The sequence below is a fragment of the Streptomyces sp. NPDC040405 genome (genome assembly GCF_055595765.1).
Genome location: NZ_JBVIVI010000006.1, coordinates 493,959 through 519,152 on the forward strand (window position 1 = coordinate 493,959; position 25,194 = coordinate 519,152).

General features: G+C 70.9%; 25 protein-coding genes. 9 read left to right on the forward strand and 16 right to left on the reverse strand.

Going from position 1 to position 25,194, the window contains the following annotated elements; all coding sequences use genetic code 11:
* Positions 1–13 precede the first annotated feature (13 nt).
* Complete coding sequence (locus ACZ59A_RS26405) at positions 14–1,552, forward strand: DUF6519 domain-containing protein (RefSeq protein ID WP_470962962.1); 1,539 nt, start codon at positions 14–16, stop codon at positions 1,550–1,552.
* A gap of 104 nt (positions 1,553–1,656) precedes the next feature.
* Positions 1,657–2,538, forward strand: coding sequence for a peptidoglycan-binding protein (locus ACZ59A_RS26410; RefSeq protein ID WP_468051863.1), 882 nt, complete (start codon positions 1,657–1,659; stop codon positions 2,536–2,538).
* Between the two features lie 41 nt (positions 2,539–2,579).
* Here the strand turns inward: ACZ59A_RS26410 and ACZ59A_RS26415 are convergent, their stop codons facing one another.
* Both ACZ59A_RS26415 and ACZ59A_RS26420 read right to left on the reverse strand, forming a co-directional pair.
* The gene (locus ACZ59A_RS26415; protein WP_470962965.1) at positions 2,580–3,926 is read right to left on the reverse strand and encodes a S28 family serine protease; all 1,347 of its coding nucleotides are present in this window, start codon (positions 3,924–3,926) and stop codon (positions 2,580–2,582) included.
* Between the two features lie 142 nt (positions 3,927–4,068).
* Complete coding sequence (locus ACZ59A_RS26420; RefSeq protein ID WP_470962968.1) at positions 4,069–4,989, reverse strand: helix-turn-helix domain-containing protein; 921 nt, start codon at positions 4,987–4,989, stop codon at positions 4,069–4,071.
* 134 nt (positions 4,990–5,123) lie between these two features.
* Between ACZ59A_RS26420 and ACZ59A_RS26425 the strand changes: the two genes are divergently transcribed.
* Together ACZ59A_RS26425 and ACZ59A_RS26430 are read left to right on the forward strand one after the other, a co-directional pair.
* A complete protein-coding gene (locus ACZ59A_RS26425; RefSeq protein WP_470962971.1) occupies positions 5,124–6,365 on the forward strand; it encodes an MFS transporter in 1,242 nt (413 codons plus the stop codon).
* A 41-nt stretch (positions 6,366–6,406) separates the two neighbouring features.
* Positions 6,407–7,429: a zinc-dependent alcohol dehydrogenase family protein gene (locus tag ACZ59A_RS26430; RefSeq protein WP_470962973.1), complete on the forward strand. Its 1,023-nt coding sequence runs from the start codon at positions 6,407–6,409 to the stop codon at positions 7,427–7,429.
* 23 nt (positions 7,430–7,452) lie between these two features.
* Here the strand turns inward: ACZ59A_RS26430 and ACZ59A_RS26435 are convergent, their stop codons facing one another.
* A complete protein-coding gene (locus tag ACZ59A_RS26435) occupies positions 7,453–7,845 on the reverse strand; it encodes a DedA family protein (protein ID WP_470963167.1) in 393 nt (130 codons plus the stop codon).
* Positions 7,740–8,363, reverse strand: a complete 624-nt coding sequence (locus ACZ59A_RS26440; protein ID WP_470962976.1) for a TetR/AcrR family transcriptional regulator — start codon at positions 8,361–8,363, stop codon at positions 7,740–7,742. Before ACZ59A_RS26440 ends, ACZ59A_RS26435 begins: the two co-directional genes overlap by 106 nt.
* On the opposite strand from ACZ59A_RS26440, the gene ACZ59A_RS26445 reads away from it, so the two are divergent.
* Positions 8,357–8,575, forward strand: a complete 219-nt coding sequence (locus ACZ59A_RS26445) for a hypothetical protein (protein WP_470962979.1) — start codon at positions 8,357–8,359, stop codon at positions 8,573–8,575. The two genes, ACZ59A_RS26440 and ACZ59A_RS26445, sit on opposite strands and share 7 nt — an antisense overlap.
* Positions 8,576–8,621: 46 nt before the next feature.
* Here ACZ59A_RS26445 and ACZ59A_RS26450 read toward each other — a convergent pair whose 3' ends face one another.
* Positions 8,622–9,548, reverse strand: a complete 927-nt coding sequence (locus tag ACZ59A_RS26450; RefSeq protein ID WP_470962982.1) for a GbsR/MarR family transcriptional regulator — start codon at positions 9,546–9,548, stop codon at positions 8,622–8,624.
* Between the two features lie 180 nt (positions 9,549–9,728).
* Between ACZ59A_RS26450 and ACZ59A_RS26455 the strand changes: the two genes are divergently transcribed.
* A complete protein-coding gene (locus ACZ59A_RS26455) occupies positions 9,729–11,114 on the forward strand; it encodes a serine hydrolase (RefSeq protein WP_470962985.1) in 1,386 nt (461 codons plus the stop codon).
* 22 nt (positions 11,115–11,136) lie between these two features.
* Here ACZ59A_RS26455 and ACZ59A_RS26460 read toward each other — a convergent pair whose 3' ends face one another.
* Both ACZ59A_RS26460 and ACZ59A_RS26465 read right to left on the reverse strand, forming a co-directional pair.
* Positions 11,137–12,093, reverse strand: a complete 957-nt coding sequence (locus tag ACZ59A_RS26460) for a cyclase family protein (protein ID WP_470962988.1) — start codon at positions 12,091–12,093, stop codon at positions 11,137–11,139.
* An 89-nt stretch (positions 12,094–12,182) separates the two neighbouring features.
* Positions 12,183–13,226, reverse strand: coding sequence for a cytochrome P450 family protein (locus ACZ59A_RS26465; protein ID WP_470962991.1), 1,044 nt, complete (start codon positions 13,224–13,226; stop codon positions 12,183–12,185).
* Between the two features lie 337 nt (positions 13,227–13,563).
* Between ACZ59A_RS26465 and rutA the strand changes: the two genes are divergently transcribed.
* Positions 13,564–14,628 (forward strand): pyrimidine utilization protein A, encoded by a 1,065-nt coding sequence (gene rutA, locus ACZ59A_RS26470; RefSeq protein ID WP_468051867.1) that lies wholly within the window; start codon positions 13,564–13,566, stop codon positions 14,626–14,628.
* Between the two features lie 70 nt (positions 14,629–14,698).
* Here the strand turns inward: rutA and ACZ59A_RS26475 are convergent, their stop codons facing one another.
* Together ACZ59A_RS26475 and ACZ59A_RS26480 are read right to left on the reverse strand one after the other, a co-directional pair.
* The gene (locus ACZ59A_RS26475; RefSeq protein WP_470962994.1) at positions 14,699–15,109 is read right to left on the reverse strand and encodes a hypothetical protein; all 411 of its coding nucleotides are present in this window, start codon (positions 15,107–15,109) and stop codon (positions 14,699–14,701) included.
* Positions 15,110–15,207: 98 nt separating this feature from the next.
* Positions 15,208–15,855, reverse strand: coding sequence for a LysE family translocator (locus ACZ59A_RS26480; RefSeq protein ID WP_470962998.1), 648 nt, complete (start codon positions 15,853–15,855; stop codon positions 15,208–15,210).
* A gap of 107 nt (positions 15,856–15,962) precedes the next feature.
* Here ACZ59A_RS26480 and ACZ59A_RS26485 point away from each other — a divergent pair, with 107 nt between their 5' ends.
* The gene (locus tag ACZ59A_RS26485; RefSeq protein WP_470963001.1) at positions 15,963–16,919 is read left to right on the forward strand and encodes a LysR family transcriptional regulator; all 957 of its coding nucleotides are present in this window, start codon (positions 15,963–15,965) and stop codon (positions 16,917–16,919) included.
* 11 nt (positions 16,920–16,930) lie between these two features.
* Here ACZ59A_RS26485 and ACZ59A_RS26490 read toward each other — a convergent pair whose 3' ends face one another.
* The 7 genes from ACZ59A_RS26490 to ACZ59A_RS26520 all read right to left on the reverse strand — a co-directional run bounded on the left by ACZ59A_RS26490 (position 16,931) and on the right by ACZ59A_RS26520 (position 23,831).
* Positions 16,931–17,755, reverse strand: coding sequence for an HpcH/HpaI aldolase/citrate lyase family protein (locus tag ACZ59A_RS26490; RefSeq protein WP_470963004.1), 825 nt, complete (start codon positions 17,753–17,755; stop codon positions 16,931–16,933).
* Positions 17,752–18,630 (reverse strand): HTD2 family dehydratase, encoded by an 879-nt coding sequence (locus tag ACZ59A_RS26495; protein WP_470963007.1) that lies wholly within the window; start codon positions 18,628–18,630, stop codon positions 17,752–17,754. The genes ACZ59A_RS26490 and ACZ59A_RS26495 overlap by 4 nt, the downstream gene beginning before the upstream one ends.
* Before the next feature lie 20 nt (positions 18,631–18,650).
* The gene (locus ACZ59A_RS26500; protein ID WP_470963010.1) at positions 18,651–20,042 is read right to left on the reverse strand and encodes an MFS transporter; all 1,392 of its coding nucleotides are present in this window, start codon (positions 20,040–20,042) and stop codon (positions 18,651–18,653) included.
* A gap of 46 nt (positions 20,043–20,088) precedes the next feature.
* Complete coding sequence (locus ACZ59A_RS26505; RefSeq protein ID WP_470963013.1) at positions 20,089–21,567, reverse strand: aldehyde dehydrogenase; 1,479 nt, start codon at positions 21,565–21,567, stop codon at positions 20,089–20,091.
* Positions 21,568–21,605: 38 nt separating this feature from the next.
* Complete coding sequence (locus ACZ59A_RS26510; protein ID WP_470963016.1) at positions 21,606–22,208, reverse strand: thiamine pyrophosphate-dependent enzyme; 603 nt, start codon at positions 22,206–22,208, stop codon at positions 21,606–21,608.
* Positions 22,208–22,747, reverse strand: coding sequence for a phosphonopyruvate decarboxylase (locus ACZ59A_RS26515; RefSeq protein ID WP_470963019.1), 540 nt, complete (start codon positions 22,745–22,747; stop codon positions 22,208–22,210). The genes ACZ59A_RS26510 and ACZ59A_RS26515 overlap by 1 nt, the downstream gene beginning before the upstream one ends.
* Positions 22,748–22,877: 130 nt before the next feature.
* Positions 22,878–23,831 carry a LysR family transcriptional regulator gene (locus ACZ59A_RS26520; RefSeq protein ID WP_470963022.1) on the reverse strand — a complete coding sequence of 318 codons (954 nt, stop codon included), beginning with the start codon at positions 23,829–23,831 and terminating at the stop codon, positions 22,878–22,880.
* A 129-nt stretch (positions 23,832–23,960) separates the two neighbouring features.
* Between ACZ59A_RS26520 and ACZ59A_RS26525 the strand changes: the two genes are divergently transcribed.
* Positions 23,961–25,169, forward strand: a complete 1,209-nt coding sequence (locus tag ACZ59A_RS26525) for a CaiB/BaiF CoA transferase family protein (RefSeq protein ID WP_470963025.1) — start codon at positions 23,961–23,963, stop codon at positions 25,167–25,169.
* The last annotated feature ends 25 nt before the right edge of the window (positions 25,170–25,194 follow it).

Consider the following 25,194-nt stretch of genomic DNA (forward strand, 5'->3'; position numbering starts at 1 on the left):
GGGAACCCTTCCGATGCACGCAGACCTCTCCCGCATCACCTTCCGGCCCGACCGCCACTACTCGGCGGTCGTCGCCCAGCAGGGCCGCGTCCAGCTCGACGCGGACGCCAACGAACAGACCGCGATCCAGCTCCAGCAGGCCCGTACGCTCGCCACCGATCTGATCGGGCAGCACGGCGGCCCGGCCGGGAACACCGGCTTCACGCTCGACTTCAAGGGCGGCAGCCGCGAGCTGGACGACCTGCTCATCGGCGGCGGCCGCTACTACGTCGACGGCATCCTCTGCGACGCGACCCGGCCGCAGCCCGGCGAGGCTGTGGACGACGAGGCGGAGGCGCCTGCTTCCGACGACGAGTCCGGACCGGACGACGCGCCGCCCGCGCCGCCCGCCACCTGGACGTACTGGGACCAGCCGGACGCCTACCGGGACCCGGAGCGCCCGGCCGACCGGCTGCCCACGCAGTTCCCGTACCTGGCCTATCTGAAGGTGTGGGAGCGCACGGTCACCGCCGCCGAGGACCCGGCGCTGCGCGAGGTGGCCCTCGGCTCGGCGATGCCGGACACCGCGGCCCGGCTCAAGGTGGTCTGGCAGGTGCTCCCGCTGGAGGGCTCGCGGCTCGACGTCGAGGACGGCCCCGGGGACCAGCGCGACCTGGTCCGCAAGGCGTTCGCCAAGTGGGCCGCGACCGCCGGAGCGCCCGCGTCCCGGCTCGCCGCGCGCAGCGAGCGCCCGGACCACGCGGACGAGGACCCGTGCCTGGTCAAGCCGGACGCCCGCTACCGGGGGCCGGAGAACCAGCTCTACCGGGTGGAGATCCACGAGGGCGGCCCGGCCAAGGGCGCCACCTTCAAGTGGTCGCGGGAGAACGGCTCGGTGGTCTTCCCGGTCGACGAACTCGACGGAACATGGGTGGAGTTGGCGTCGCTCGGTGGCGACGACAAGCTCGATCTGAACGTGGGGGACTGGGTGGAGTTCACGGACACCGCCACCAGCAGCCGCGGCGAGCCGCTGCCGCTGCTGCGCGTGGAGGAGGTGGACCTGCCGGGCCGCCGGGTACGGCTCTCCGGCGAGCCCGAGCCGGGGGTCGGACGGCGCCCGGAGCTGCACCCGTACCTGCGCCGCTGGGACCAGCGGGACGCGTCCCGGCGCCCCCGCAAGGGCTCCGGCGCGGCGGCTCGGCTGCGGCGCGGCGCGATCCCGGTCGAGGAGGGCCGCTGGGTGTTGCTGGAGGACGGCGTCGAGGTGTACTTCGCGCCCGGCGGCACCTACCGGACCGGCGACCACTGGCTGATTCCGGCCCGTACGGCCACCGGTGCCGTGGAGTGGCCGGTCAACGCGGCCCGCAAGCCGCTGCTGCGGGCACCGGCCGGAATCCAGGTGCACTACGCGCCACTCGGATGGGTGTTCGGCGAGGGCGAGGTGGCCGACCTGCGCATGACGTTCGCGCCACTCGCCGCGCCCGTCCCGGCGGCGGACACGGCGGCGCTGGCCGCGGAGGCGGAGGCGGCGGCGCAGACCGAGGCCGAAGCGGACGACGCGGCCGCGGAGTAATGCCCGTCCCGTAGTTGATGCGTCACACACCGACCGCAACTGAATCATGCCCTCGTGGCATCCGTATATGACGAGACATCAGTGGCACCGAAGGAGCACTCCACATGGCAACACCCCTGAGCGCCGACAGACTGCTGAAGGCCCTGCGCGACGAGGGCCTGACCGTCCACGAATACCGCAACTGGCGCTCACACAACCGCAACTCCAAGGGCCCGTGGGGTCCGGTGAACGGTGTCATGATCCACCACACCGTGACCTCGGGCACCGCGAGCTCCGTCGAACTCTGCTACGAGGGCCACGCGTCGCTGCCGGGCCCGCTGTGTCACGGCGTCATCGACAAGAAGGGCGAGATCCACCTCGTCGGCAACGGCCGCGCCAACCACGCGGGCCTCGGCGACAACGACGTCCTGAACGCGGTCATCAACGAGACCAAGCTGCCGACCGACAACGAGGCCGACAAGGACGGCAACGCCCGCTTCTACGGCTTCGAATGCGTCAACCTCGGCGACGGCGACGACCCCTGGCCGGAGGCGCAGAAGCTGGCCATCGAGAAGGTGTCCGCCGCCATCTGCCGCGTACACGGCTGGAGCGAGCGGTCCGTGATCGGCCACCTGGAGTGGCAGCCCGGCAAGGTGGACCCCCGGGGCTTCACGATGAGCTCCATGCGCACCCGCATCGGCAAGCGGCTCGGCGCCAAGCCGGACGGCCCGACCGAGCCCAAGCCGAAGCCGCCGGCCACGTACGAGCCCTTCCCGGGTGCCGACTTCTTCCGCAACGGCCGCGAAAGCAAGATCATCACCGCCATGGGCAAGCGGCTCGTGGCCGAGGGCTGCGACCGCTACGAGGAGGGCCCGGGCCCGGAGTGGACGGACGCCGACAAGAAGTCGTACGCGGCGTGGCAGCGGAAGCTGGGCTACTCCGGCGATGACGCCGACGGCATCCCGGGCAAGAAGAGCTGGGACAAGCTGCGCGTCCCGAACGTCTAGCCCACGGCCCCACCCCCTCGGAACCGGGTGCTACCGCACATTCACCACGGCCGAGGGGGTGGGCCGCCCGCGGCGGCCCAGCGGCTCACCGTGGCCGTCGCGTAGGCGCGATCGGCCGCGGACAGGTCGTCGAAGGTGACGTGGTGGTTCGCGTCAGGGGCCCAGAGGGCGCGGGAGTCACGGCCGCCGGGGTGGAACGGTTCGGCGACGGCAGGGTCCCGGGAGCCGTTGAGGAACAGCATGCGGTCGCCGTGCCGACGGACCCAGCGGTCGATGTCGGGCATGACCGTGGCATCGAAGCGCAGGGGGATGTCGCGCGGGACGAAACTGCGCGGTTGCCCGGCGTCCGGGTACCGCAGCAGGTCGGCCAGGTGGCGGGTGGGGGCGTTCCAGTATCCGAGTTCGGTGCCGAGCTGGTAGAAGTACGGGATCTGCTGCCGGGCGAAGGCGTCGGCGTAGACGGGCAGCAGGGCCGTGTCGTCCAGCCAGGCGTACAGCGCGTCCGTGGTGGCGCCGGGGGCGGGGATGGTGGCGGGGGCCGCCGCGCCGCCGTTCTGCCAGAACATGAACGGAGCCCGCAGGACGGCGATTTCGAGGGCCTTGTCGGCGCTGCCGACCAGGCGGAACGTATCCCCGGTGGCGGCCGCCCACGCCTCGTAGCGTGCCACCAGCTCCGCGCGCCGCAGCAGGGCCTCGCGCTGTGCCCGCGCCAGGGCGGCGCGGGTCTCGGCGGTGCCGGCATTGGCCAGGAAGCGCAGGTAGGCGGAGTCCTCGCGGTCGTCGACGTTGTTGGGGGCGGAGTACACCACGGTGCCGTCCACGTCGTGCGGGTGGAAACGCCGGTGGTAGACACTCGCCATGCCGCCCTTGCTCCCGCCGGTGGAGATCCACGCGCCCGGGTACAGCGTGCGGAAGAGGCGGACGACGCGATGATGGTCGTCGGCGGCCTGCCGCACGGTCAGGTGGGCGTAGTCGCCCGTCGGCGGGCGTGAGACGCCGAAGTAGCGGTGTTCGACCTGGAGTTGGTTGCCGCCCAGAAGGACGGTGGGTTCGGTACGGCGCGGCGTGAGCGCCGCCTCGTACCCGGTGGTGAACAGGACCGTCGGACGGTCGGTGGCGGCATGGAGCAGGGTGAGGCGCTGCTCGAAGGTCCCGGCCGCGCGGTCGGTGTGGTCGACGGGCTGCCGCAGACCGAGGACGAAGAAGCGGTATCCCGGGTCGGCACCGGGCCGTTCCTCGATTACCCGCACCCCGGACAGCGCCCGGAGTGCCTCCACGATGCCGTCGCGCTTCCCCACGGCGTGGGCCGACGCGGGGGCCGTGGCGGCCAGTCCCGCCGCTCCCGTGGCCGTCGACAGGAGCAGACGTCGTCTCGTCCAGCTGCGCATGATGGTCAACCTCCCCGTTACGGCGGCCGGTCGTTCCGTATGCCGCCGGCCGTGGGTCCAGTACAGCCGAAGGACGCGATGGGAAGATCCCGCACGCGGGGGAGCGGCTCCCCCGCGCGGGGGAGGTCTGCGACATCAAGCGTTATCGGGGCTGACCGCGGGGGCCGGAGGCCCTCTCGTCGCGCCGCTCGTCAGGGGTGGCGGTCCAGCTGGCGAGGAGCCTCAGCCGGTCCTCGTCGGCAGTGCCAGGCTCGGCGGTGTAGATGGTCAGCGAGTGCGCCTCGCGGGCGGATATCGGCAGATCCAGAGGCTGGTAGGTGAGCTCCAGGCGACCGGCGTCGGGGTGGTGGAAGCGTTTGACGCCGCCGTGGTGGATGCGCACGTTGTGGGCGGCCCACAGGGTTCCGAACTCGGCGCTGGCCGTGGACAGCTCGCCGACGAGTTCGCGCAGCGCCTTGTCGTTGGGGTAGCGGCCCGCTTCGGCGCGCAGCAGTGCGACGGTGAGGGCGGCGCCGCCGCCCCAGTCGTCGACGAAGTCGTGGGAGTCGTCGTCGAGGAAGTAGTAGCGGGCGAAGTTCGGGCGGCCGCGTCCGCCGGTGGTAGGGCTGTCGAACAGCGGCGCGAACAGAGCGCGGGCGAGCGCGTTGGTGGCCACGATGTCCAGGCGGCCGTTGCTGACGAACGCCGCGGACAGGGTCATGGAGTCGAGCAGCCACTGCACGCGGGGCGGGATGTCGACGGCCTTGCGGCGGCGCCGGGTCGCGGGGCTGGGCTGGGCGGCTCTGGCCAGGTCGAACAGGTAGGTGCGTTCGTCCTCGCTCAGCTGCAGGGTGCGGGCCACCGCGTCGAGGACATCCTCGGACACGCCGCTGATGTGGCCCTTCTCCAGCCGTGTGTACCACTCGGTGCTCACCCCGGCGAGGACGGCGACCTCCTCGCGGCGCAGCCCGGGCACCCGTCGTCGGCCGCTGGTGGGCAGTCCGACCTGCTCCGGGGTGAGCTGGGCACGCCGACGGGCGAGGAAGTCACGAATGTCGGCGCGGTTGTCCGGGCGGCGTTCCATGCTCTCCACGCTACGGCCCGCGCCGTCGGGGAGGGGGGTTGAGCTTGTACCCCCGATAAACGCAGCCTCCCGCGCTCGCGGCAGGGACGGTTTCGTGGAGTGTGCACGCCGAATTCGATCCCTCCGGAGATGACATGCCAACGCGAGGAGCGACCCTCCACGCCCCCGCCGATGTAGGCGCCAAAACCCACGCGCCTTCGCCCACCCGGCTTCCGCCCGTCGTGTATGCGCTGGCCCTGGGCACGTTCCTGATGGGCACGACGGAGTTCGTGGTGGCGGGCCTGCTGCCGGAGATCGCCGGTGATGTGCGGGTCAGCGTGGCCCAGGCCGGGATGTTGATCACCGTCTTCGCGGTCGGGATGATCGTCGGCGCACCGCTGATGGCGATGCTCACGCTGCGCTTGCCCAAGAGGCTGACGCTCATCCTCGCCCTGGGTGTCTTCGCTGTCGGCCACGTCGTGGTGGCTCTGGGTTCCAGTTTCGCGCTGCTGCTGGCGGCCCGGTTCCTGACCGCTTTGGCGACCGGAGCGTTCTGGGCGGTGGCCAACGTGGTCGCCGCACGTGTGGCCGGTCCCGCCGCGAGCTCCCGTGCCTTGGGCGTCGTGGGCGCCGGCGCGATGCTCGCCAACGTCGTCGGTGTGCCGTTGGGTGCCTTCGCCGGGCAGCTCGTGGGCTGGCGGGGACCTTTCTGGGCGCTCGCCGCCCTCGGAGCGGCCGCCACGGCGCTCATCGCCCGCCAGGTCCCGCGCGACACCGACGGCGACCAGGCGATCTCGTTCCGCTCCGAGCTGACCGCTGTGCGCTCGGGGCGCCTGTGGCTGGCGCTGGCGGCTTGCGCGACCACCACGGGCGGCGTGCTGTCGACGTACACCTACATCTCGCCGCTGCTGACAGGCAGGGCCCAGCTGGCTGCCGGACTCGTGCCGCTGGTCCTGGTCGGCTTCGGCGTCGGCGCCCTTGCGGGTTTCCTCGTGGGAGGCCGACTGGGGGACCGCCGTCCGCACATGACGACGATCGTGGCCCCGGCGGTGACCACGGTCCTGCTGCTGGCGATCTGCCTGCTGTCCGCCCGGGCCGCGCCCACGATCGCGCTGCTCGCCCTGCTGGGGCTGTTCGGGCTCGGCGCGAACCCGGTGCTCATCTCCTTGGGGGTCCGCTTCGCGGGCCGCGCCCCCACCCTGGGGTCCGCACTGACCGTGTCGGCGTTCAACCTCGGCACCGCCATCGGCTCCTGGATCGCCGGATTCGCCCTCGAATCCCGCCTGGGAGCCATCGGCCCCGCCGCGGTTGGCGCTGCCGTCGCGGCTCTGACCCTGATCCCCACGGTCATCATCGCGCTCGCCCAGCGCCGCCGCCCGACATCGTCCCCCGCCTAGGCGACACGCCAGGCGACACACAGAACAAGGAGAACCCACCCATGCGTGGAGTAGTGATGTACACGGCCGGCGATGTCCGGGTGGAGGAGCGTGAGGACCCGAAGATCATCGAGCCCACCGATGCCCTCGTGAAGCTGACCGCGACCTGCGTCTGCGGTTCGGACCTGTGGCCGTATCGCGGGGTCGAGCCCGCCGACCATCAGGTCATGGGGCATGAGTACGTGGGGATCGTGGAGGAAGTCGGCTCCGCGGTGGAGAACATCAAGCCCGGAGACTTCGTGGTCGGGTCCTTCGTCATCTCCGACAACACCTGCGAGATCTGTCAGGCCGGGTTCCAGTCCAAGTGCGTGCACGCCGAGTTCGTCGCGCAGACGATCGGCACCCAGGCCGAGAAGGCCCGCATTCCGCACGCGGACGGCACCCTCGTCGCCACTCCGGGACGGCCCGATCCCGAGCTGATCCCCTCCCTGCTGGCCGCCTCCGACGTGCTCGGCACCGGCTGGTACGCCGCCGTCGCCGCCCAGGCCGGACCCGGCAAGACCGTCGTGGTCGTCGGCGACGGCGCGGTAGGAGTCATGGCCGTCCTCGCCGCCCGGCAACTGGGCGCGGAACGCATCATCACCATGTCCCGCAACCCCGCGCGACAGAAGCTGGCCCGCTTCTACGGCGCGACGGACATCGTCGAAGAGCGCGGCGACGAGGGCATCGCGAAGATCAAAGAACTCACGAACGGGCTCGGCGCGCACTCGGTGGTCGAGGCGGTCGGCACCCAGGAGTCATTCCTCCAGGCCGTCGGCGCCACCCGCGGCGGCGGGCACATGGGCTACGTCGGCGTCAACTACGACGTGACCATCCCCGGGATCGAGCTGTTCTTCGCGGGCATCCACACTCTCGGCGGTCCGGCCCCGGTACGCCGGTTCCTGCCTGACCTGATCCAACTCATCTGGGACCGCGAGATAGACCCCGGCAAGGTCTTCGACCTCACCCTGCCCCTGGACCAAGCGCCTGAAGCCTACAAGGCGATGGACGAGCGCCGCGCCGTCAAGGTCCTCCTCACGCTCTGAACTGTGCTCGTCCGTCGTCGACGTCAGCGCATGGGCGTGAGATCGGGATCCGGGTCCTGGCCCGGGGCGACGGCGGCGGACTTGCGGCGCTTGCGGATCACGAATACCGCGACCAGCGCGAGCAACAAGCCGAGGATGAGCACGAGCATCAGGTTGCCGCCGCTCTTCAGCCCCGCGGCGACCCCGATGCCGACCAGAAGTGGCAGTGCCGTCGAGCAGGCCGCCCCTGCCGCCATCGGTGGCAGGAACGTGCGGTACGACATGTGCGCCGCGCCCGCGACGGTGGGTACGAAGCTCCGTACGAGCGGTATCAGCCGGCCGACGAACACGGCCCAGCGGCCACGTTCGCGGAGCATGGCCGCGGCCTTGTCCCAGCCCTTCCCGCCGTACCTCCTGACGAGCCTGGTCTCGCGCAGCGCCGGACCGGCGCGGCGGCCAGCAGGGCCTCCGGCGGTCGGCTGTACGGCCAAGCCCCGCCGATCACCAGCAAGGCCATCCCCACCAGCCGGAACGCATCCTGCGCGGCGAGTTCCGGCACATGCCGACGAGCCACCCGGCCCAGCGCCTGGATGGTGTGCAGTGAGGCGTTCTTGTGCTGGACCGCGACCTCGGTGGACACGTTGTGCTCCAGCACCGCGGCCTGCGCGCTGATCAGGTCGCACAGCACCGGCCGCCGCGCCGCCGACTCGGCCAGGATCCCGGCAAGACGGTCGCCGCGCTCCCGCGGCGTGCCCTCGACGAGCTCGTACGACCGCTCCAGCTCGGCGATCCAGTCCTGGGCTTCCGCGTCCAGCAGCTGGAGCAGGACCGCCTCGCGTGACGCGAAGTACCGCAGCACGTTGGACTTGGCCAGGCCCACGCGTCGGCTCAGCTCGTTCAGGCTCAGCTTCGCGACCGGCGTCTCGGTCTCGGACGCTGGTGGAACTCGTGCCATCGCAGGGGGTCGAGCAGGGTGCGGAGCCCCTGCTGTACGCGGCAACCAGCCGGGCCGCGGTGGCGGGCGGCTGCTACGGCCCCCGCTGGTCGATGGTCGGTCCGACGAAGGTCGCCTCCCCGCCGCGCCGCGCGCTGGACAAGGCGGTCGCCGCGCGCCTGTGGGCCGAATCCGAACGCCTCACCGGCGTCTCCCTCCCCGCCCAGGTCTGACAAGACAGGCATCAACGCCCGGCTGCTCGACGGCGATTCACGTGACTCACCGCTCCAGTGCCAGGCGCTGTGCCGGGCTGAGGCGGTCCGCTCTTGCGGTGAGGGCGTACGTCGCGGGGGCGATGGCCCGCAGGGCAAGGGGGTCGGCTATGTCCGGTTGATGCTGGAGGGTGTCCAGGGCGGCGGTGGCCCGGTCCCGGGGCCAGTTGAGCGCGGTGGCCAGCGTGCGCAGGGTGAGCGGCCGACCGGCGTGCACGAGGGCGGCGAGCACGGTCAGGGCGTCGCGCAGGGCGGCCTCGGTGAGGGCGCGGCTGCCGCCCATCTGCTCGGCGAGCCGGGCGAAGAACCGGCCCATCCTGCCGAGCCGGGCCCCGGCGGTCGTCCCGGTACCGAAGATCTCGATGCCCCGCTGCGCGGCGGTCGCGATCTCGCCGTGTGCGCTGGTGTCGGCCTGCCACGCCCGGAGCCAGACGTCGTCGTCGATGACGTACCGCTCGCGTCGCCCACCCGGATCGGGGTGGCGCACCACCAGTTCCATGGCCTCGAGGTGGCCGATGGACTTGGATACCGATGCCGGGCTGACCTGGAGCCGACGCACCAGGTCGCCCGCCGTCAGGCCACCGGCGTCCGCGGTGAGCAGGCAGACGAACACCCGGGCGGTCATCCGGGGCAGGCCGGTCGCGGCCAGCAGGCTCGCGAACTCGTCCACGAAGCCGCGCGACTCCTCGGCCGGCTGCCCGACAGTCGTCGGCTCGGCCGGTCGGGGAGGCTTGCGCCGGTGGGCACGGTGACCGGCGGCCTGTTGGGCCTGGTCGGCCAGGTAGTCGCCGAGTGCGCCGTTGCGTGCGACCTCGCGGCTGATCGTGGACGTCGGCCGTCCGAGCCGTCGGCCGATCTCGGCGTACCCGAGCCCGTCGGCCAGCCAAGCCGCGATCTGTCGGCGGTCCTCGTGGGTCAGCCTGCCTCCTGGCACCGGCGCTCCTCCTCCCTTGCGTTCAACCACAGCGTATTGCAACGACCGGCGGAAGTAGTTGCATTCATTCACAATCCTGTTGCAACGATTGGTCTTCTAGCTGTCATTTTTCATGCCGTCATGTTGATGAAACATCAAACGCAACGTAGCTTTTCCTCATTCGGAAAAGGAGGGGCAACGATGCACGTGATGAGGACCGATGAGCCGCGGCTCCGGGCCCGGGTCGCCGAACTCCTGGTGGAGTACGGAATCCCGAGCGCCGCGATCGGGATTCTCCACGACGGGGAGCTGGCCGAGTTCGCGGTTGGCGTCACGAGCGTGGAAACGCGGGAACCCGCGACGACGGACACCGTCTACCAGTGCGGCTCCATGACCAAGACGTGGACCGCGCTGGCCTTCATGCAACTCGTCGACGAGGGGAAAGTCGATCTGGACGAGCCGGTGCGGACCTGTCTGCCCGGCTTCACGGTGGCCGATCCCGGGGTGAGCGCCAAGGTCACCCCTCGTCACCTGCTGTGCCACACCAGCGGTATCGAGGAAGCCTACGGCGATCCCGGCGAAGACGACGACGTCTACGCGCGCATGGTCGAGAACATCGCCGACGCGCCCCAGGTCTCCGCACTGGGCCACACCCACGGGTACAGCGCGGCCCTCGGGTACGCCATACTCGCGCGGATCCTGGAGGTGCGGGACGGCAAACCCTGGGACGACGTCATGCGGGAGCGCCTCTTCGCCCCCATGGGCCTGACCAGCACGAACAGTTGGCACGAGCAGGTGGACGACAGCCGGGCGGCGACCGGGCACCTGATCCGGTCCCTCCACGAGGGCCCCATCGTCACGCCGATCGACTACCTGCCACGTGCCTTCGGCCCCGGCGGCAACGTCACCTCCACGACCCGCGAGGTGCTCGCCATGGCGCATGTCCTGCTCAACGAGGGCATGGCGCCGAACGGAAAGCGCATCGTCTCGGCCGAAAGCATCCGAGAGATGATGCGTTCGCGGGTGCCGGTACCGGACCCGTACCTGTTCGGGCCCCACTGGGCGCTCGGCCTCATCGTGTGCGACTGGCACGGCGAGACCGTCTACGCCACCGATGGCAGCACGATCGGCCAGAACGCCCGGCTACGGATCCTGCCGGACTCCGGCACCGCCCTCGCGATGCTGACGAACGGCGGCCCCCGGGAAAGCCTCTACCGCAAGGTGTTCAACGAGATCCTGACCGACCTCGGCGCGGTCACCATCCCGGACCTGCCCGCACCGGACACCACGCTCAACCTCGACCTGTCCAGATACGAAGGCGTCTACGAGCGCCCCGGCGCGCGATACGAGGTGACGGCCGAAGACGGAAAGCTCTCCCTGACCCTGCACCTCGACCCGGTGCAGGCGGAGTTCCTCCAGAAACCGGACCGCATCAGATACGAGTTGCTCCCAGTGAGCGAGACACACTTCCTGATGCCGCCGAGGGATTCCCTGGAGGACACCCAGACGGTCGCGATCTACGACTTCACCAACGGCGCTGCCCGCTACCTCCACACCAACTGCCGGGTGCACCCACGTTCGGGGTGATCCTCAGCCCAACGGGCGGCGGTCAGAATGTGGCGATCGGGTTGACCGGGCTGCCGGACGTACCGGCGAAGCGGACCGGCGCGACCGCGAGGTGGAAGTCCCACTGGCCGAGCTCGGCAGCGGTCGTCGCGCACGCCTCCAGGTCGCAGTTGTCGAGCAGCCACAGACCCATCGCGACGAGGCCCACGGCGTGAACCGGCATCAACACGTCTTCGTACCCCGACGGCTGAACGTCCTGGGGAGTGTCGGCGCCGATCAGCGCGACCCCCCGTTCACGCAGCCACGGCAGGCAGGACGCGTGCCAGCCGGCCTGGGTGAAACCGCTGGCCTCACCGGCCTCGTGCCGGACGCGGCCATAGCCGGTCCGCAGGAGTACCGCGTCGCCGGATCGCACCCGTACGCCCTGGCGACGCTCGGCCTCCTCGAGATCGTCGGGAAACACACCCTGCCCCGGTTCCAGCCACGGCACCTCGCGGACCCTCGCGATGTCCAGCAGGACACCACGCGTGATGATCCCGTTCGCGGCCGCCGTGACGGCCGCCCACGCCGATCCCGTCGCGGCGTCGACCAACGAGTGCGACCGCCCGTTGTACATCGTGCCGTCCCAGAAGATGTGGCACGGCGAGTCGACGTGGGTGAGGGTGTTGCCGTGGAAGGTGATGCCGAGCCGCTCGGACGAAAAGCCCCAGCGCCGGTCGGCGCGGAACGCGGGCACCGGCATGTCCTCGGCCCCCGGCATGTCGGCGGCGCACGGGCACGTCGTTGTCGACCGCTCCATGTCCTCCGGTACGGCGACCTCCCATGCGCACGACACGCTCCTGCCGTGGCGCACGGCCCGCGCCGCCGCCACCCGGACGTCGTCGGTGATGTGGTTCAGGGTGCCGAGCTCGTCGTCGTCGCCCCACCGTCCCCAGTTCGACAGCGTGTGGAAGTACCCGAGCACGTCGTCCTGTGTGGGCATCGGTCGCTCTGTCGTCATCCCAGCATCGACTCCTCCGGCGGTCGGTCAGGAGGTAGGGTACGGCACACCTGTGGCGCCGGAGGCCGTTGACGCCCGGTGACCCACGCTCAAAGAGATACGGGAAGTTCGGACAGACAGCGGCTCCGCGGTGAGACGAACCATCGCAACTCGTCCGAGGGGCCGATCAGCGACACGTCGGGGAACCGTCGCATCAGCGAGGTCACGGCGATGCTGTTCTCCAGCCGGGCCAGCGCCGCGCCGGGGCAGTAGTGGGGCCCGTGCCCGAAGGCGAGATGGGTGTTGTCCTTCCGGTAAGCGTCGAAAACCTCGGGCTTCTCAAAGCGTTCCGGGTCGCGATTGGCTGATGCCCACGAAAGCCAGATGCGATCCCCGGTAGCGATGCCGGTGCCACCGATCCGCACGTCCTGTGTGGCGAAGCGGCGGACAGCGAGCATGGTGGGCGAGTTCCAGCGCAACGCTTCTTCGGTCAAGGCGTGCATGGGCAACTCCCCGGAGGCGAAGGCGACGCGGTGTTCCGGGTGAGTGAGCAGCGCCATGACACTTGTGGCGATCAGGCTTCCGGTGTTGTGGTAGCCGCCGAAGAGCAGCAGAAAGGCCATGGCCACCAGCTCCTCGGAGCTGAGGCGGTCTTCGTTTTCCTGGGCGAGGACGAGTGCCGACAGGAGGTCGTCAGCAGGGCATGCCCGCTTGCGGTCGATCAACGCGACGAGGAAGCGATGCATGTGCCGCATGGCTTCCCGGGATTCCTGGGCAGCTCGGGGAGCCGGGCTGAGCAGAGTGTTCGTCCACTCCCGGAAGTCAGGACGGTCTCCTCGGGGAATCCCGAGCACGCGACAGATGACCTCCATGGACAGAGGCATGGCGAGGTCGGCCACGACATCAGCGCGAGGCCGGGACGACATCCGGTGCAAGAGCTGGTCGGTGATGTCCTGAACGTCGTCGCGCAGCAGCTCGGTGCGGCGGGCCGTGAACGTTCCGTTGACCAGACCCCGGAGCCGGGTGTGGTCCGCGGGGTCCGCGTTGAGCAGGTGGTCGTTGAGCTCGGGCGGCATGGAGGCGCCGTCCCGGCCTCCCGTGCGGGAATGCCGCTTGTTGAGCGAGAGGGCAGGGTTCATGGCCGCGTCGCGCACCTGCTGGTATCCGGTGACGAGGTGGAGCGGCGCACCATCCGCCGCGACGGCCCGGTGGACGGTGCCCTCGCACCTCAAACCCGCGTAGGAGGCATGAGGGTCTGCGAAGAAGGACTCGTCGAGGAGGACGGGATCCTGCGGGGACGGCATGGCGGCTCCCGACTCGGCGTGTCCGTGGTGTCGTTCGTGATCGTGCCATGAACGGGACCACGGGGATGGCAGATGCTCTGAGCAGGAGAAATCACCCCGCCGTCGGCGAGGCAGACTTGATCATGACCCGGCATCGCGTGACACGGTGGCTGTTCCGGATCACACCACGGGACCGTTCAGGAGCGGCATGGATATCGGCGTCTTCATTCCCATCGGCAACAACGGCTGGCTCATTTCGAAGAGTTCTCCGCAGTACATGCCGTCCTTCGAGCTGAACAAGGCCATCGTGCAGAAAGCCGAGGAACACGGGCTCGACTTCGCGCTGTCGATGATCAAGCTCAAGGGGTTCGGCGGCGAGACCGAGTTCTGGGACCACTGCCTGGAGTCGTTCACGCTGATGGCGGGCCTGGCCGCCGTGACGGAGCGGATCAGGCTGTACGCCTCGACACCGATCCTCGCGCTGCACCCGGCCATCACCGCGCGCATGGCCACGACGGTCGACTCGATCGCCCCCGGCCGGTTCGGCGTCAACATCGTCACCGGCTGGGCGCCCGGCGAGTACTCCCAGATGGACCTGTGGCCCGGCGACGAACACTTCGGCAACCGCTACGCCCGGGCCGCGGAGTACGTCACCGTGATGAAGGAGCTGTGGCACGAGGGCGTCAGCAACTTCAAGGGCGAGTTCTACGCCATGGACGACTGCGTGCTGTCCCCGCGGCCGACGAACGGCCACATCGACATCGTCGCCGCCGGGCAGAGCAGCACCGGCATCAAGTTCTCCGCCGAACACGCCGAGTACAACTTCATCCTGGGCAGCGGCGTCAACACCCCGCTCGCGCTCTCGGACACCACGGCCACGCTCGTGGACGCGGCGCGGGAGACCGGCCGCGACGTCGGAGCGCTCTCGCTGTTCATGGTCATCGCGGACGAGACCGACGAGGCCGCCCAGGCGAAGTGGAAGGACTACCACGACAACGCCGACCACGCGGCGCTGGCGTACATGGCGGGCGAGACGGCCACGGACAAGACCTCCGACGGCTCCTCGACCGCCCGGACCATCTCGCTGCCCGAGGGCGCCGTGAACTTCAACATGGGCACGCTCGTCGGCTCGTACGAAACCGTCGCGGCGATGCTCGACGAGGTCGCCGGGGTCCACGGCACCAAGGGGATCATGCTGGTGTTCGACGACTTCCTCGAAGGCATCGAGAACTTCGGTACGCGCATCCAGCCGCTGATGAAGTCCCGGTCGTGACCGGCTCAACGGTCGCTCATGCCCCGCTGACCAGGGAACACGTACCTGGTCGGCGGGGAGTGGCAGCGGATCACCGTCCGTCGTCGTCCTCATAGCCGTCGTCTTCTTCGTCTCCATCATCGTCTTCGTCTTCGTGACGGTCTTCGCGTTCGTCCTCGTCGTCGTCCTGAGACGGGCTCGCTGTGCCGCTGGTGGGCTGCGGCTGCGGGGAGGTGGAGGCGGCCGGGGGGGTTCCTCCGGGGGTGTACGAGGGGGCGCCTCCTCCCGAGGGCCACCTGCTGCCGGAGGACGAGGAAGCCGAGTCGATGATCGTCGACATGGCCAGCAGACACCCGGTCAGGACCAGGGCCGCGGCAACCGCGGTGAGAGCTGTGGTCTTGCGGCTCCCCGAGCGGTCCCGGACGCCTGCGTCGTCGTCTCTCTCCTCGTCGGAGTCACTGCTGCTCCATACGCGTGATCGGGCTCCGGGGTCGGGTGCCACATCTCCTCCTGGTAGCCGATGTCAACACGCTAGTCGCCACTGGTTCAGGGCAGGGACAGCGTTGCTCCAGCGTCCAGTTAAGGGAGGACTAATTTTCGTCAGGCGCCCACCGCCACCGCCACACCGAGCGCGAGCAGGACAACTCCGGTGGCCATCCCCAGCCTTCTGCTGACCGCCGGCCGGGTCATCAGCGCGCGCCCGCGGTGGACGAGCCAGCTGAACAGCAGGTACCAGGCGGCGTTGACCAGGGCCCAGAGCCCGCCGAGCGCGGTGCTGGACAGGAGCACGGGCCCTGCCGACGTGACGAACTGCGGCAGAACCGACACGGCGAATACGCCCGCCTTGGGGTTGCCGAGGCTCGTGCCGAGCCCCATCGCGTAGCCGCCGCGGAAGCCGGTACGGCCCTTCCCGGCGCCGGCCGGGGAAGTGGGGGAGTCCGGGGACTCGGCCCGCGGCGCCGTCGGGCGCGCGGCCAGCAGGGTCTTCACCCCGAGCGTCAGCAGCACGAGCCCGCCGACGATCCGGAGAGCGGCGTACGCACGGGGGCTGGCCAGCAGGACGGCCGACAGGCCGACCGCCGCGGCCACGGACCACAGCAGCAGTCCCGTCGCGTTGCCCGCGATCGTGCCCCGCGCCGCCCGCATGCCTCCCGTCAGCACCTGGCGGATCATGACGGCCTGACCGGCCCCGGGAAGCATGGCCAGCAGCCATGTGGTGAGCAGAAACGCGGGCAGATGGCTGGGCACGGGGGAGGACCTTCCGCGGATGTCGGTTGCCGGGACCCGTCCAGCCTCCCGTGACCAGCACATTTAAGAGAAGTTAAGAGACTTCGGTGCAGCGTTAAGCTGAGTACATGCCGGTAGACCCCGGGCAGCTGCGGCTGCTCGCCCTGATCGAGGAGTTCGGCTCGCTCACCGCGGCCGCGCACGCGCTGCGGCTCACGCCCGCCGCCGTGACGCAGCAGGTGGCCAGGGCCGAGCGCGAGTGGCAAGTCCCCCTCGTGGTGCGTGGGCCGCGCGGGGCAACGCTCACCGAGGCCGGTGCGTTGCTCGCCGCGCACGGACGGACCGTAGAGGAGGCGACGGAGCGGGCCGCGGCGGACATGGCGGCGCTGCTGGGCCACCTGTCGCTGCGGCTACGGGTCGGCGCCTTCCAGGCCGCCGCCCTGCATCTGCTGCCACGGGCGCTGATCGCCCTGCGCTACCGCCACCCGGACGCCGATGTCTCCGTGGTCGACCTGACGTCGGAGCGAGGACTCGGCGAGATCACCGCGGGGAGGCTCGATCTGGCGGTCGTCGCCTCCTGGAGTGCCCCGGCGGATCTGCCCCCGCGGGTGCGCACGCACCGGCTGCTGCGCGATCCCATGGTGGTGGTCCTTCCCGACGACCATCGGCTGGCCACCGGGTCGCCGCCGGGCGGCCCGGTGCGCCTGGCGCAGCTGCGGGACGAGTCGTGGGTCGCCATCATGGCCGGGCACGCCGCCCGTGAACAGCTCGACCGGGCGGCGGGCGAGGCGGGCTTCAGCCCTCGGGTGCGGTTCGAAACGGAGTCCTACGACGTGGCTCAGGCGCTGGTCGGCGCGGGCAGCGGCGTGGCCCTGGTGTCGCGCCTGGCGCTGACCGGCATCCCGGGCACGACCCACCGGGAACTGGTCCGGCCGAGGCTGCACCGCGAGATCCATGCGGTGACCCAGGCCGACACCACGCTCACCCCACTGGTGGAGGTGTTCCTCGGGCTGCTGCGCGACGTCGCGAGCGAACACACCGCCACCTGGCGCGAGCTTCCCGAGGGCGCGAGTGCCCAGGGCTGACGGTCGTCGCACTACTGGGGCGGGGTGGCGGCCCGCGCCAGGATGCCCCGGGCCCGCTCCAGCACCGGCCTGTCGACCATGTGGCCGTCGACGGTCGTGACGGACTCCCCGGCGTCCACAACCGCCCGTGCCCAGCGGAGTTCGCTCTCGGAGGGGGCGAAGCCGTCGGCCACAGGGCCGAGCTGCGCCGGGTGGACGCACAGCTTGCCCGCGTAGCCCAGCCGCCGGGCGTGGGCCGTGTCGGCGGCAAGGGCCTGTGCGTCCCGTACGGCAGTGGTGACGCCGTCCACCGGGGGACGGATGCCCGCGGCCGCCGAGGCGAGGACGAGCCGGGAGCGGGCGTGGGTCAGGGGGAGGGCGTCGTCGTGCGCGACGCCGAGCTGCGCGGCGAGGTCCACGTTGCCGAACGCGGCGCGCACGACGCCCGGTACGGAACACACCTCGTAGGCCCGCTCGACGCCGAGGGCCGTCTCGACGAGCGCGATCAACGCACAGCGTCCGGCGGTACGGGAGGCGACGCCCGCGAGGACGGCGGGGTCCTCGGCCTTCGGGACCATCACCGGGCAGCCACGGTCCGCGGCCATGCGCAGGTCCGCCTCGAACCACGGGGTGCCGGGCGCGTTGACGCGTACGACGGCCCGGTCACCGAGGCCGGGCCAGTCGGCGGCGGCCCGCCGGGCCCGCTCCTTGTCGTCGGCGGCGACGGCGTCCTCCAGGTCGACGATGACGACATCGGCACCGGAGCGGGCGGCCTTGTCGAAGCGGTCCGGACGGTGGCCCGGCACGAAGAGCAGCGTCCGGGCGTCCGCGACGCCCTCGTCGATGTGCGTGGTCATGCGAAGGTCACCTCGGCGGTGGCGTGCTGTGCTTCGCGGTGGGTTGCCGTCCGCAGCCGGGCACCGGTGGCGGAAGGTCCGCCCATGGCGAGGAGGTGTTCGCCCGCGAACACCGGCCGTCGCAGCCGGAAGGACAGCGAGCGCACCCGGCGCTCGGGAGCGTCGCGGCGCACCACGTCGAGCATGAGCAGGGCGAGCAGCGGGCCGTGGACGACGAGGCCAGGGTAGCCCTCCGTGTCGCGGCAGTACGGGGCGTCGTAGTGGATGCGGTGGGAGTTGGCGGTGAGGGCGCTGAGGCGGAACAGCAGGGTCGGGTCGGGCTGGAGGCGCAGCTGCCAGGGCGACTCTGGGGCGAGGCCGGGCGCGGAGCGGTCGTCGACGGTGGGCGGGTGCTGTCCGCCGCCGCCGTGGCCGGAGCGGTAGACGATGTCCTGCTCCTCCACCATGCGGACCCGGCCCGCCTGGCGGAACTCGTGGCGCTCGGTGACGAAGAGCAGTTCGCCGGTGCGGCCGTGCTTGGGTGTCACCGCGGCCAGGCTGCTGATCCGCTCGGCCGGTTCCCCCAGGCGCAGCGGTTCGGTGATGTCGCAGCGTCCGCCCGCGAACATGCGCTGCCGGTCGGGGATGGGCGGCAGGAAGCGGGCGTTGCGCAGATGGCCGTCGGGGCCCAGCTCCCGCTGGGCGGGCCAGTGCAGGAAGTGGAACCACTGCCACAGCGGAGGGAGCGGGCCACCCGCCTGCGCGGCGGGTTCGGGCAGGTCCAGGAGGGCGGACACGGCGGCGGCGGGGACCGGGTCCATGGGGTCGTGAGCGGTGACCGGCTCCGGGTGCCACGTGTCGACGTAGGAGCTGAGGGGAGTAGTGGCGGGCTGCATGGTGGAGGTGACCTCGTGCTTCAGATGAGGGGTGCGGTCTTCGGCGGTCGCGGGGCGGCCGGGGACGTCTGTGCGGCGTCCAGCTGGGAGGTCCGGGACGGTTCCCTGACGACCAGGGTGGCCAGGAAGGTCAGGCCGACGCATCCGGTGACGTACCAGAAGAAGAGGGTCTCCTGCCCGGCGTCCTTCAGGGCCAGCGCGATCGGCTCGGTGAGGCCGCCGAAGGTGGCGGTGACCAGAGCGTGGGGGAGGCCCACGCCGAGGGCGCGGACCTTGGTGGGGAACATCTCGGCCTTGATGATGGCGGCGAGCGCGGAGTAGCCGGTGACGAACGTCAGGGCGACGGTCATGAGGAGGAAGGCGAGCCAGGGGTTGCCGGTGCGGCCGAGGAGCGTCATCAACGGCACGGTCAGGAGCATGCAGCCGCCGGAGAAGGCGAACATGACCGGGCGGCGGCCGATGCGGTCGGACAGGGCGCCGACGGCCGGTTGCAGCAGCATATAGACGAACAGGGCGGCGAAGCCGATCACGGTGACCGTGGACTTGGGGATGCCCGCGGTGTTCACCAGGTACTTCTGCAGATACGTGGTGTAGGTGTAGAAGGCGACGGTGCCGCCGATGGCGAGGCCGAACACCGCGACGAGCTGGCGCGGATATTCGGCGAACAGGGCGACCAGGCCCTTGCGTTCGCGGGTCGCGGACGCGTTCGCGGCGGTGCGTGCCTGCTCCTGCCGGAAGTGTCCGGACTCCTCCATGGTGCGGCGCAGGTACATCACGACCAGACCTGCCGCGGCCCCGATCACGAAGGGGATGCGCCAGCCCCAGGCGTGCAGCTGGTTCTCGGTCAGCAGGTTCTGCAGGCCGATCGCCACCAGCAGCGCGCCGAGCTGGCCCAGCACGATGGAGACGTACTGGAAACTGGAGTAGAAGCCACGCCGCCCCGGGGGCGCGACCTCGGAGAGGTACGAGGCGCTGGAGCCGAACTCGCCGCCGACGGAGAGGCCCTGGGCCAGCCGGGCCAGGACCAGCAGGGCCGGAGCCCCCATGCCGATGGTGTCGTGGCCGGGTGCGAGGGCGATGGTCAGCGACCCGGCGCTCATGAGGGTGACCGACAGGGTCAGGGCCCGTCGGCGGCCGAACCGGTCGGCGTAGGCGCCGAGCAGCCAGCCGCCGAGCGGGCGCATGAAGAACCCGACGGCGAAGACGACCGCGGTGGAGAGCAGCTGGGCCGTCTGGTTGCCCTCGGGGAAGAAGACGGACGCGAAGTAGATGCTGAAGGTGGCGTATGCGAACCAGTCGTACCACTCGACCAGGTTGCCCAGACATCCCCGTATGACGTTCGCGGTGACGCGCTTCCGGTCGGATGCGTGGTCGGGTGTGGGGTGGTGCGCGGATGTGCGGCTCTGCGACATGGAAAGCTCCATTGCTCGTGTCGCCAGGGGAGGGTGGGGCGGCCCTTCAGCGCAGGACGAAGGGGTTGCCGGTGGGGGCGCCGGTGTTGATCCAGACGCTCTTGTCCTCCAGGTAGGCGGTGATGGCGCCGATGCCGTTCTCCCTGCCGATGCCGGAGTCCTTGACGCCGCCGAAGGGCGCCAGATAGCTCACCGCGCGATAGGTGTTGACCCAGACGGTGCCGGAGTGGACGCGTTCGGCCATCCGGAAGGCGCGGCCGATGTCGCGTGTCCACACGCCCGCGCCCAGGCCGTAACGGCTGTCGTTGGCAAGCGCGATGGCCTCCTCCTCATCGTGGAAGGGGATGACCGCGAGAACGGGGCCGAACACCTCTTCCTGGGCGATGCGCATGCTGTTGCTCACGCCCGTGAAGACGGTCGGCTCCACGAACCAGCCGTCGCCGCATTCGGGCCGGGTGGCGGCCGCGCCTCCCAGGGCGAGTTCGGCGCCCTCGTCGCGGGCGATGCGGATGTAGTCCAGCACCTTGGCGTACTGGGCCGGTGTGGTGACCGGTCCGACCTGGGTGTCCTCGTCCATCGGGTCGCCCATGCGCGCGGTGCCCGCCAGTTCCAGGAGCCGTCCGACCACCTCGTCGTGCACGCTGTCCTGCACCAGGAGCCGGGAACCGGCGATGCAGGTCTGTCCGGTCGCGGCGAAGATGCCGGACACGGCGCCGTTGACGGCCGCTTCGATATCCGCGTCCGCGAAGACGATGTTGGGCGACTTGCCACCGAGTTCGAGGCTGACGCGCTTGAAGTCGCGGGCGGCGGCCTGGTTGATCCGGCGGCCGGTGGCGTCGGAGCCGGTGAAACTCACCTTGCGGACCAGCGGGTGTTCCACGAGGGCGGCACCGACGTCTGCGCCGAAGCCGGTGACGACGTTGAACACGCCGGGCGGCAGACCGGCCTCGTGGAACAGCCGGGCCAGCTCCAGAGTGGAGGCGGAGGTGAACTCCGACGGCTTGACGACGACCGTGCACCCGGCGGCCAGCGCCGGTGCGATCTTCCAGGCCAGGAGCAGGAGCGGGGAGTTCCATGGGGTGATGACGGCGACGACGCCGACGGGCTCCTTCCGCGTGTAGGCGAAGTAGCCCTTCTTGTCCATCGGGGGAACGGTCCCCTCGACCTTGTCGGCGAGGCCGCCGTAGTAGCGGAACCACTGGGCCAGATAGCCGACCTGCCCGTACATCTCGGTGAAGAGCTTGCCGTTGTCCCGGACCTCGGTCTCGGCCAGGGCCCGGGCATGGGCGGCGACCGTGTCGCCGAGGCGGTGGAGCAGGGCGCCGCGCGCGCTGGCCGTCCATTCGGCCCACGGGCCGGTGCGCAGGGCGCGGTGGGCGGCCTGTACGGCGGTGTCGACGTCGTCCGGCCCGCCCCGGGCGATCTCGGCCCAGGGCGCGCCCAGGTAGGGGTTGTCGGTGGGAAACCAGTTCTCCGTGGACGGCTCGTGGCGCTGTCCGTCGATGAACATGTCGTAGCGCTGCATGGGGACTCTCGATTCGGCGGCCCGTCGCGCTGGGTGGTTCAGAACGTGTGCAGACCCAGCGCGGCGCGGAAGGAGTTCTTGTTGGCGGCGCCGTCGCGCGGCGGCAGGGCGCGCGGCGGCTCGTCGGTGGCGATGAGCACCTGGGCGTACGTCGTCGCCGCGCGTGCCCGGACGCGGGCGGCCAGGTCGTCGGCCTGCGCGAGGTCGGTGACCCGCAGGGCCTCGCGGATGCCGAAGCCGCGGGCGACGGCGACGAGGTCGGTGCCGAGCCCGGTGTGGCTGGGCTGCATGCCGGTCTCGCCGAAGTGGGCGTTGTCCAGCACCACCACGGTCAGGTTCGGCGGCAGCCGGGCGCCGATGGTGGCCAGTGTGCCGATTCCCATGAGGTGTTCGCCGTCCCCGGTGACGGCGAGGACTGGACGGTCCGGCTGGGCGAGGGCGACTCCCAGGGCGAGCGGCGCGGCGGCGCCCATCGCGCCCCACAGGTAGAAGGTGCCCGGACGGTCACCGGCCGCGAAGACGTCGTAGCTCGGCGAGCCGAGGCCGGTGACGACGAGGGCGTCCTCGGGGAGGCGGGCGATCAGCTCGGCGACGAAGCGCCGCCGGTCGAGCCGGGCATCGGGCGAGGCGGTGGTGGTCATCAGTCGCGCTCCCACTTCTTGCGGCCGATCAGCTTCTGCCCGAGGAGCACGGCGACGCGTTCACCGGCCCCGAAGGCCGACTCCAAGGCGGCCTCGACGGTCTCCCCGACGTCCTCGGGGGCATCGGCGCGCAGGACGGTGATGCCCATGAGTTCCAGTGCCTGCTGGGTGGTACGGCCCATCGGGCTCTGCCACGGGTTGAACTCGGCGTACTCGCCCCGCATCGTCACCAGCGCGAGAAAGGGGAACTGGCCCATCCGCGGCAGCGAGAACATGTTGACGCAGTTGCCGACGCCACTGCTCTGCATCAGCAGTACGGCGCGCTGCCCGCCGAGCCACGCTCCGCAGACGACGGCGACGCCCTCCTCCTCGGTGGTGAGCACGACATCGTGGATGGCGGGATCCCGCCGCGCCTCACGGATGGCGTGGGAGTGGCCCGCGTCCGGGACGTAGGCGATCTGCTGGATGTCGTGCTTCTTCAGCGCCGTGAACACGTCCTCCTGCCAGGAGGGCGGCGCGGGTGCTTGGGACCTGCTCATCCGTGGCGACTCCGTCTGCTCGGGGGCTCAGGTGCCCCACATCATGAGCGCTGATGGAGCTGGATGAACAATAGAAATGTGTGATGCCCGCATTCCGCGTCCGCATGGCCGAAGGCGGCCTGAGCGGGTGTCAGACGTCCGCGCCCGGCTCGTCCGGCGCGTGCAGCCGTGCGGACGGCCACCGCCCGCGTGACACGGCCGCCCCGATCCGGCGGACCAGCTCGTGTGCGACGACCTCGACGGCAGGCGGTACGCGTCCGTAGCGCGGTGTCGCCAGGACGATCGACCGCCACACGTCCGGCTCGGACAGGGGAGCGGCGCTGAGGGTGCCGTTCGCGATGTCGTCGGCGATGCCGAGGCCGGGCAGGACGGTCCAGCCGTGTCCGGCCAGGACGAGCTGTTTCTGTACCCGCATGGAGTTGGTCTGCGCCCTGGTGTCCATCGCGTACCCGGACCGGGTCGCCGCGGCGTCGATCAGGGAACGCAGGGCGTGGCCGGAGGCGGGCATCACCAGGGGATGCGCCGCCACCTCCGCGAACGCCACCGGACGGTCGGCGTGCAGCCCGGCCGCCGGTGGCGCCACCGCCCACAGCCGCTCCCGCACCAGCGGGCGGGCGTTGAGGGACGGGGTGCTGTCCAGGTTGTACAGCAAGGACAGGTCCAGGTCGCCGTCGTCCAGCCACTGCTGCAGATGGCCGGAGTAGCCGGTCATCAGGCGCAGCTCCACGCCCGGATGGGCCTTGCCGACGGCCGACACCAGCGGTTCGGCGAGCAGGTCGCTCGTGCTCTCCAGCAGGCCCAGGGTGACGATGCCGGTCACCTCTCCGGGGCTGGGCTGCACCTCGGCGCGCGCCCGCTCCAGCTCGTTCAGGGCGCGGCGCGCCCGGTCGACCATGATCTGGCCTGCCTCGGTGGGCCGCATGCCCTGTCTCGTGCGCTGGAACAGGGGGACGCCCAGCTCCTCCTCCAGGGTGCGGATCTGCCGGGTGACGGCGGGCTGCACCAGGTGCAGCAGCTCCGCGGCGCGGGTCACGCTGCCCACCTCGGCGACCGTGATGAGCGCCTTCAGCTGCTTGACGTCCATCGGGGCCCTCCCTTCCTCGCCATCCACAGCCCGCATGGCGGCATCACGGATCGCTATTTCACTTCGCCGCACATGAGTGCCCATGATGGTACTCCCGGCCACGTCAGCCACATCTCCGGAGGTCACCGCATGGCCGAACACACAGCGTCCGCTGATGGTCTGCCGCTGTCGGGCATCACCGTCGTGAGCATCGAGCAGGCGGTGGCAGCCCCCTTCGCCACCCGCCAGCTCGCCGACCTCGGAGCACGGGTGATCAAGGTGGAGCGTCCGGGTGGCGGCGACTTCGCCCGCCGGTACGACACCACGGTGCACGGCGAGTCCAGCTACTTCGTATGGCTCAACCGCTCGAAGGAATCGGTGACGCTGGACCTGAAGTCGGAGCAGGGACGCGGAGTGCTGGAGGAACTCCTCGCGCGGGCGGATGTGTTCGTGCAGAACCTGGCCCCCGGCGCCGCCGCCCGCCTGGGGCTGGGCCCCGAAGCGCTGGCCGAGCGGTTCCCCTCGCTCATCCCGTGCTCGATCTCCGGCTACGGCACGAGCGGGCCATGGGCGGACCGCAAGGCGTACGACCTCCTGGTGCAGTGCCAGACCGGCCTCGTCTCGCTCACCGGCAGCGCCGCGGAGGCGGCCCGGGTGGGGGTGTCGATCGCCGATATCGCCGCCGGTGTGTACGCCTACAGCGGCATCCTCACCGCGCTGCTCACGAGGGCCACCCGCGGCCGAGTCCGGGCCGTCGAGGTCTCGCTGTTCGAGGCGCTGGCCGAGTGGCTGGGCCAGCCCGCCTACTACACGGCGTACGGCGGTACGCAGCCGCCGAGGGCCGGTACCCAGCACGCCACCATCGCCCCCTACGGGACGTACACCGCGGCCGACGGCAAGGACGTGCTGCTCTCCGTGCAGAACGAACGCGAATGGGCCGCCCTGTGCGAGCACTTCCTCCGCACCCCCGGCCTGACCGACGATCCGCGCTTCGCCACCGGGGCCGACCGGGTGCTCCACCGGCGGGAACTGAACGCGCTCCTGGCCGAGCGGATCACGGCGTCGGACAGCGGCGAGGTGATGAAGCGGCTCGACACCATCGGCATCGCCAACGCACCGGTCAACGATGTCGGGCAGTTCCTTGAGCATCCCGTGCTGACCGGCCGGAACCGCTGGCGGGACGTGCGGATCCCCGGAGGAGAGACGGTGACGGCGCTGCTGCCGCCCGTGGACCTGGACGGCGTCACGCCACGCATGGACGCCGTTCCCTCCCTCGGCGAGCACACCGGACGCATCCTGGCCGAGCTGGGCTACGACGCCGACCGGATCGACGCTCTGCGCACCGACGGCGCCGTCTGACCCCCACAGCCCACCCAAGACCGCA